The organism is Yaniella soli, from assembly GCF_054782375.1.
Genome location: NZ_BAAGSP010000034.1, coordinates 22,481 through 29,540 on the forward strand (window position 1 = coordinate 22,481; position 7,060 = coordinate 29,540).

Here is a 7,060-nt window from a genome sequence, read left to right on the forward strand (position 1 = left end):
GGCCCTTTTGATGAGGATTTAGACGTTTTCGTTGATGAACTGGGTGAAGTGTTGCATTTCCTCGGGGTGAATGCCGTGGCCGATGCCGTTGTAGGTGCGTTCGGTCAGATTCACACGTGGTCGTAGCCAGGCACCGGTTTGTTCGATGCGGTCGTGAGCGACGATAGGATCCTCCGGGTCGTATCCCCAGAAGAATGGTTGGTTCGATGCCGCGAAGTGTTCGTCGTCGAAGAGCTCATCAAGTTCTGGGGTTTGGGTTGCGTCGATGATGAATCCCGACAGTCCGATGATGGTGGCGTAGAATCCTGGTCGCATGCGCATCAATGAGGTGGCCATGGCCATCCCCTGGGAGAAGCCAAGGAGGGAAATACTGCGATAGTCGTGTGCGACGGATTGTACCCACTCGTCGAGCTGTTTGACTGCTGCCACAACGTGTTCTGGGTTGGCTTCGAGTTCTGTTGAGATGGGATACCAGCAGTAGCCGCCGAAGTGTTCCGGCAGCTTTTTGGGAGCTTGCACGCTGGCAATCGTAAAACGATCATCAAAGGCGTTCCCCAGCGGGAACAAGTCGTTCTCATCTGCTCCGAAACCATGGAGGAACACCACCAGGTCCGTTTGTGGACGTGGGGTGTCGTGCGACCAGCGGATGTGCATGTGTTTAGAGTCCTAACGTGGTGATCATGGCATCAGCAACCTGGTGCAGATCTGTCAGGAATCCGTCGTGTCCGATGGGTGAGTCGATCATGTGCACCGGTGTGTGTGGGCCGAAGTCAGCTGCCAATTGATAGCTTTGTTCTGGAAAATACAGCCTATCGGAGTTCACGGCCACGATGAAGGGTGTGGCGGTGATACCTGCGACGGCTGCTGCCTGTCCTCCACGGTGGCGCCCCACATCGTGTGACATGAGTGCTTCGGTCAGGGCGACATATGAGTTTGCGTCAAATCTGCCGGCCAGGTCTTTGGCTTTGTAATCCAGGTAGGACTCAACCTGATAGCGACCGGTGCGACTGGTTACCGCGGATTCCAGTGGATTTTCGTTTCCCTGGAATGCACGCCCGAACCGAGCATTGAGCTCAGGTTCGGACCGGTAGTTGATATGGGCAATCTGGCGTGCGATACCCAACCCGTGGACCGGTGCTGGACCGTCGTAGTAATCTCCGCCCTTGAAGTTCGGGTCAAGCCGAATAGCGTCGACTTGTGTCTGGGCAAAGGCAATCTGTTCCGCGGTGGATTGTCCGCCGCAGGCGATGACGCCGACTCCATTAACACGGTCCGGATACATGGCGGCCCATTCGAGTGCACGACCGCCGCCCATCGAGCCGCCGATAATGGCGTGGAAGCGTTCGATGCCGAGGATGTTTGCGAGTTTTGCTTCTGCATTGACCGAGTCTCGAATGGTCACAAACGGGAACTTGGATCCGTATGCTTGCTGCTTTTCATCCAGCGACGCTGGACCGGTCGATCCGTAGCATCCTCCAACCATGTTGACGGCCATGACGAACCATTTGTTTGTGTCTATGGCCTTGCCAGAACCGATGATATTTTCCCACCAGCCGGCTTCGGGCAGTGCTTCCGATGATGCGGCGTGGGTGTCGCCGGTCAAGGCGTGCTGAATGAGTATTGCGTTGGATTTGTTTGCGTTCAGCGTGCCCCAGGTTTCATAGGCGAGTTCGACCTCTGGCAGGTAGCCACCTGTTTCGAAGGATAGCTCGCCAATCGATACCGTCTTCAGGCCGGGTTCCGCCACGTATGTTGCCGGGTCGGTCACTGATTCAAGATCCAATGACATGACCTACTCCTTGTTAAACAGCTGCAGCGGCGTCGAAGCCTGACTGCAGATCGTCCAAAATGTCTGTGATGTCTTCCAGGCCCACTGAGAGTCGCACCAGCCCGGGGGTGACCCCGGCGGTTTGTTGTTCTGACTCAGAGAGTTGGGCGTGGGTGGTGGTAGCAGGATGTACTACCAGGGAGCGCACGTCACCAAGATTGGCAACCAGCTTGTGCAGAGTCAGCGCTTCGGCAAAGGTCTGACCTGCATCTTTTCCACCGACGATCTCGAAGGCGACAATGCCTGAGGTGCCGTCTGGTAACAGTTGTTGCGCGCGCTCATAATACGGTGATGATTTCAGTCCGGCGAACTGGACCTTCTCTACCTGGGGGTGGGCTTCCAACCATTCGGCAACGCGCTGCGCGTTCTCTAAATGGCGCTCCATGCGTAGTGACAGCGTCTCAAGGCCTAAGTTAATTAAGAAGGCGTTGAACGGGGAGGCCGTATTACCCATATCGCGCAGGAGCTGTGTGCGGATGCGCAGGATATACGACAGGTTGGCGCCCAGTGGACCGTTTGGTCCAAAGTCGGTACCAAACACGACACCGTGGTAGGACTCATCTGGTTCGTTAAACCAAGGGAACTTCTCCGGGTTCGCAGTCCAGTCGAAGTTGCCCGAGTCAACGATCACGCCACCGATCACCGCAGCGTGACCGCTGAGGTATTTGGTTGCTGAGTGCACGATGATGTCAGCGCCATGTTCGATTGGGCGCAGCACAGTAGGTGGTGTCAGCGTTGAATCGATGATGACAGGGATCCCGGCATCATGAGCAATTTCTGAAACCGCTGGTAAGTCCAGTACGTCGGCTTTCGGGTTGCCGAGCACTTCTGCGAAGACAGCCTTAGTGTTTGATTTGATTGCATTGCGCCATTCATCCAAATCATTTGGATCCTGCACGAAAATGGTTTCAATGCCTAAGCGAGGAAGGGTGTGCTTAAACAGGTTCTGGGTTCCACCGTAAAGCGAGGTGGAAACCACCACGGAATCTCCGGCACCTGCAACATTGAGCACGCTGAGCGTGGTGGCGGATTGTCCGGACGACAAGAGCACGGCACCGACGCCACCCTCGAGAGCAGCGATCTTGTTTTCCACGGCGTCCGTGGTTGGGTTCGTCAGACGGGTATAAATTGGCCCGAGTTCCGACAACCCAAAACGTCCTGCTGCCGTAGCCGTATCTGGGAAGTTAAAACTGGTGGTTTGGTAGATAGGCAGCTGTGTTGCCCCAAAGTCTGAATCCTCAACCATCCCGGCGTGGATTTGACGAGTGGACAATCCCCACGTGGTCTGGTCGGTGATATCGCGTTGTGCCAATGCAAAGACTCCTTCGAAACTAAGGGGTCTTTCAACGCCCGCCTACCGCGCAGGTTAGTTGACGTGCGCGAAGACCCGCGCTTGTCTCACATACTCATGAGACCTGGTCCTCACCCGGGGCACCCCACCGCGGTGGAGGGTTGCCGGTCAGTAAGCCGGGGCATTACTACTGACACTCGTGACCAACACCCACTACTATGCCAGAAAATCGCCCAGATAGCGACCTGACATAGACGCCATGTACACCACCAGCACAATATCAGTCCCTAGCAATAAACTCATGGTTTTTTAACCCTGCAAATCCTCGAGAACACGTTGTAGTGTTGATGCATGGAACAACTTGGATACTTTGATGAACTCACTGCTGATGACCTGAAGGCTATGGCTGCCGCCACCGGCCCGAAGGTCACTATTTTTCTGCCAACTGCTCCCCCACAACACCAACCGCAGGACACGGCTACTCGCGTGAAGTCGTTAGTTAAAGAGGCTCGGCAAAAACTCGTCAACGCCGGTGTCCCGGAATCAGATGCCAAAGACATGTTGGCCTCGTTCGACGCCATTGCTACTGACGCCCCCTTCTTACGGCAACAGGGTGAATCCCTTGCATTATTCGCGGCGCGAGGACTCAATCTGGTCTATCGCTTGGGCGTGCCGGTCAGCGAATACACCCATGTTGCAGAACACTTCGTGTTGCGTCCCATGTCTGAAACACTCACCAAGTCCCATGCCTTTTATATCCTGGGGGTTTCGCGCAACCAGGTTCGCCTCTTGGACGCCACCAAAGACTCCGTCGTGCAGTTGGACCTCGGAGATATCGTCCCAGAATCCTTCGAGGATGTCACCGATACCGATGACCGACAAGCCACGCTACAAAACCGCTCCGGCGGCGGCAATGGCACCATGTTCCACGGTCACGGCGGCGCAGCAGACAACCAGGAATCCGAGATTACCCGGTACCTTCATAAAGTCGGAGACTCGCTGGGTGACTTGCTCGGGCGGGCCCGCTCCCAACCGCTGGTCATGGCAGGCGTTTCGGAAAACGTCGCCACGCTGAAGGCGTCGTCCTCGTATCCGGTCGTCGCCGAAGACTTCATTAGTGGTAACCCCGATGCGTCATCGAACCGTGATCTGCAGAAGGCAGGCTGGGACGTTGTTCGGCCACGCTTCGCTTCAAACGACGATGCAGCATACAACCGCTTCGCTGATGTATCCGGCACGGGGTTGGGCGAAACCCAACCCGATCTGATTCGTGAAGCAGCAGTAGCCGGTCGCGTAGACACGCTGTTCATTAACCCATCACTGAATGCCTCCGACGGCACCGGTGATGTCAACACCGCTATCTTGCATACCAAACTCAATTCCGGTGATATTGTCATCATTTCTGATGGCCGGGTTGACGACGTAGCCGCACTAATGCGCTACTAATAGCAGTTCATGTGCGCCCCTCGGTTCATAGGATCGAGGGGTTTTGCATGTCATCAGGAATGCAACACTTTGTGACTTATTTCAACAATCGGAGTCAAACCATGGAAAACTATTGACCATGCGCTTGGATCATGTTTCTTATGCTGTAGGCCCCGAGGGGCTCATCGCCACCGCCGACAAAGTTGCTCAACAGATCGGCGTTGACTGGGTCAACGGGGGTATTCATCCGCGCTTCGGGACGCGCAACGTATTTTTCCCGATGGAAAACCGCCAATACTTTGAAATCGTCGAAGTTCTAGAACACCCTGCTGCCGAAAAAGCACCGTTTGGCCAGGCCGTTCGAGCCCGCTCGAACATGGGCGGCGGCTGGATGGGCTGGGTCGTCTCCGTCGACGACATGACGCCATTCGAGGAACGACTCGATCGCCGTGCCGTACCGGGCGGACGCACCTTCCCAGACGGGCGCACACTCGAATGGGAACAAATCGGCATTAAAGGTCTCATTGCCGACCCCCAAGTCCCCTACATCTTGCGTTGGCTCGAAGGCACCGAGGATCTCCACCCCTCTCAGGCCGAACCTGTCCAAGCTGCGATCGAATCCATCACGATCGCAGGAAACCGTCCTCGCGTTCGTGACTGGTTGGGTCTCGGTGAATCTGACGAGCTCGTCGAGGATCTCAACATTAAATACATCTCACCGTCCGGCACTCCAGGCATTGCCGAGGTCACCTTCTCAACGCCAAAGGGGCTTGTGACAATATAGGGCACCTTGCATACTGAAAGAATCGACCATGATGTGCGATCATGGTCGATTTTTTGTTGCGCCGTAGAAGACGGTGAAGGGTTGTGCCTCTGCGGTTTGAATGCGCAGAACGTTAGCCCAAGGGTCCTCAAAGCTCAGTGTTTGACCGTCATCGGCAACTTGAACACCATAGTGCTTGACGCGTTCAGCTATTTCTCCAATTTCATCCTTGGTCGGCAAGACAATATCTACTTCGCCAAGACCTAATGTCTTGTCCCGACGTCCCGAACCACGGCTGTTCCACACGTTCATCGCCATGTGGTGGTGGTAGCCACCGGCACTGACGAACAGGGCACCGGGGAAGTTGGCCTTGGTAGCTTCAAAGCCAAGCCAGTCAACGTAGAATTTCTGGGCACTTTCAATATCACCAACCTGTAGATGGACGTGACCAATCATGGCGTCGCCGATGACCGGGTCCTGCATCGCCTCTTCGGTCATATAGTCCTTCAGGTACTGGTTCGGGTCCAAGAAGAGTGAGTCCATCTCAACCTGACCGTGAACCCAGCTCCACTCGCTACGGTCGCGGTCCCAGTACAGTTCAATCCCGTTTCCTTCAGGGTCATTGAAGTAGAAGGCTTTACTCACCAAGTGATCCGAGCTGCCGGTGAAAGAATTCGGCGCATATTTTGCCACCGCGTAGACGGCTGCTGCCAGAGCGGTTTCCGTTTCAAACAAAATCGCAGTATGGAACAGTCCTGCGGCTCGCGGCGAGGCGTGCTGCAATTCTGGAGAATGCTCGAGGATCACCAAGGGGCGCTGACCGCGACCGATAATCGCCGATGACCCCTGTTGTGCAGTGACTTCCAGGGGAAGCGCTTGTGTGTAATACCGGATCATATTGTCGAGGTCGGCGACCTTCAGGGTCACCGCTCCCATCTCAGTCTCAGCAGCGAGGCGGGCATTTTTCGGGGTTAGTACGTTGTCAGTCATGTCGACTCCTTAGCTATGACGTCGAAGTTCATACATGCACAAAAGGGGCATGCGTTCAAAATTTGAAGCATTTGTACTCACTATAACTGACTTTCTGCAGCAAGTGTTCCTTTGGTGAGGAACGTCATACCTGACAAGACATTATTCATCGGTCATGTCACGAATCCAGTCGAGGTAGCCGGCTGCCCCATCGATGATCGGTAGGACGATCATCTCTGGTTCATCGTAGGAGTGTTGCTCAGCCAGAAGGTGCTTGATACCAGGCACCGTTGCGCTCGTGGTTTTCAGCGTCAACAGGTACTCTTGGTCGCGGTGCGTCTCGCCCTGCCAGTGATAGAAACTGTGCACCTGGCTGACTTGGACACACGCGGCGAGCTGTTGCTCAACGGCCAAGGATGCCAGTCGTTCTGCTTCATCACAGGAATCGGTGGTTGTCTGAATCGTCACATAATCTGTTGTCTGCATGACGCCAGTCTGCACGATTCGTTCAGCAACTGAAAGTGCACTGCATTCCGCGAAGACTCTGCCACAGACAGCAGTGCACCGATATAACCGAACCACCCTTTGCACCGGTACAGCACCAGTGCCGCGCCGAGAAGAAGCGATGGCGTGAAACCAGCCAACATATCGGTCATCGTATCGAAGTTGTCATTTTGCGTAGTGGTCCCTAGTACTACAGTCGCTTTTATTTTTGGTGGTGTCGGCGGTTTAATCGGACAGTGCTGAAATGTCGTGTTAATTCTGTCGTATGAGTGAGAATATT

General features: G+C 55.0%; 8 protein-coding genes and 1 riboswitch. Of the genes, 2 read left to right on the forward strand and 6 right to left on the reverse strand.

The window, feature by feature from the left end; genetic code table 11:
* Positions 1-18: 18 nt before the first annotated feature.
* From ACYVJT_RS13635 to ACYVJT_RS13645, 3 genes are read right to left on the reverse strand one after another with little or no spacing between them, the layout of a single operon-like run.
* Entirely contained in the window at positions 19-654 is a 636-nt protein-coding gene (locus ACYVJT_RS13635; RefSeq protein ID WP_343957495.1) for an alpha/beta hydrolase, read from the reverse strand.
* Between the two features lie 4 nt (positions 655-658).
* Positions 659-1,789 carry a homoserine O-acetyltransferase MetX gene (gene metX, locus ACYVJT_RS13640; protein ID WP_343957493.1) on the reverse strand — a complete coding sequence of 377 codons (1,131 nt, stop codon included), beginning with the start codon at positions 1,787-1,789 and terminating at the stop codon, positions 659-661.
* Between the two features lie 13 nt (positions 1,790-1,802).
* Complete coding sequence (locus ACYVJT_RS13645; RefSeq protein WP_425579871.1) at positions 1,803-3,125, reverse strand: O-acetylhomoserine aminocarboxypropyltransferase/cysteine synthase family protein; 1,323 nt, start codon at positions 3,123-3,125, stop codon at positions 1,803-1,805.
* 87 nt (positions 3,126-3,212) lie between these two features.
* Positions 3,213-3,324: riboswitch (SAM riboswitch) on the reverse strand.
* A 146-nt stretch (positions 3,325-3,470) separates the two neighbouring features.
* Between ACYVJT_RS13645 and ACYVJT_RS13650 the strand changes: the two genes are divergently transcribed.
* Positions 3,471-4,565 (forward strand): baeRF7 domain-containing protein, encoded by a 1,095-nt coding sequence (locus tag ACYVJT_RS13650; protein WP_343957489.1) that lies wholly within the window; start codon positions 3,471-3,473, stop codon positions 4,563-4,565.
* A 118-nt stretch (positions 4,566-4,683) separates the two neighbouring features.
* A complete protein-coding gene (locus tag ACYVJT_RS13655) occupies positions 4,684-5,328 on the forward strand; it encodes a VOC family protein (protein WP_343957487.1) in 645 nt (214 codons plus the stop codon).
* Between the two features lie 39 nt (positions 5,329-5,367).
* Here ACYVJT_RS13655 and ACYVJT_RS13660 read toward each other — a convergent pair whose 3' ends face one another.
* The 3 genes from ACYVJT_RS13660 to ACYVJT_RS13670 form a co-directional block, all read right to left on the reverse strand.
* The gene (locus tag ACYVJT_RS13660) at positions 5,368-6,297 is read right to left on the reverse strand and encodes a VOC family protein (protein WP_343957485.1); all 930 of its coding nucleotides are present in this window, start codon (positions 6,295-6,297) and stop codon (positions 5,368-5,370) included.
* 141 nt (positions 6,298-6,438) lie between these two features.
* Complete coding sequence (cutA, locus tag ACYVJT_RS13665) at positions 6,439-6,762, reverse strand: divalent-cation tolerance protein CutA (RefSeq protein ID WP_343957482.1); 324 nt, start codon at positions 6,760-6,762, stop codon at positions 6,439-6,441.
* Positions 6,741-7,060: hypothetical protein (locus ACYVJT_RS13670; protein WP_499418476.1), on the reverse strand; the 320-nt coding region annotated here is incomplete at its 5' end. The genes cutA and ACYVJT_RS13670, both read right to left, overlap by 22 nt.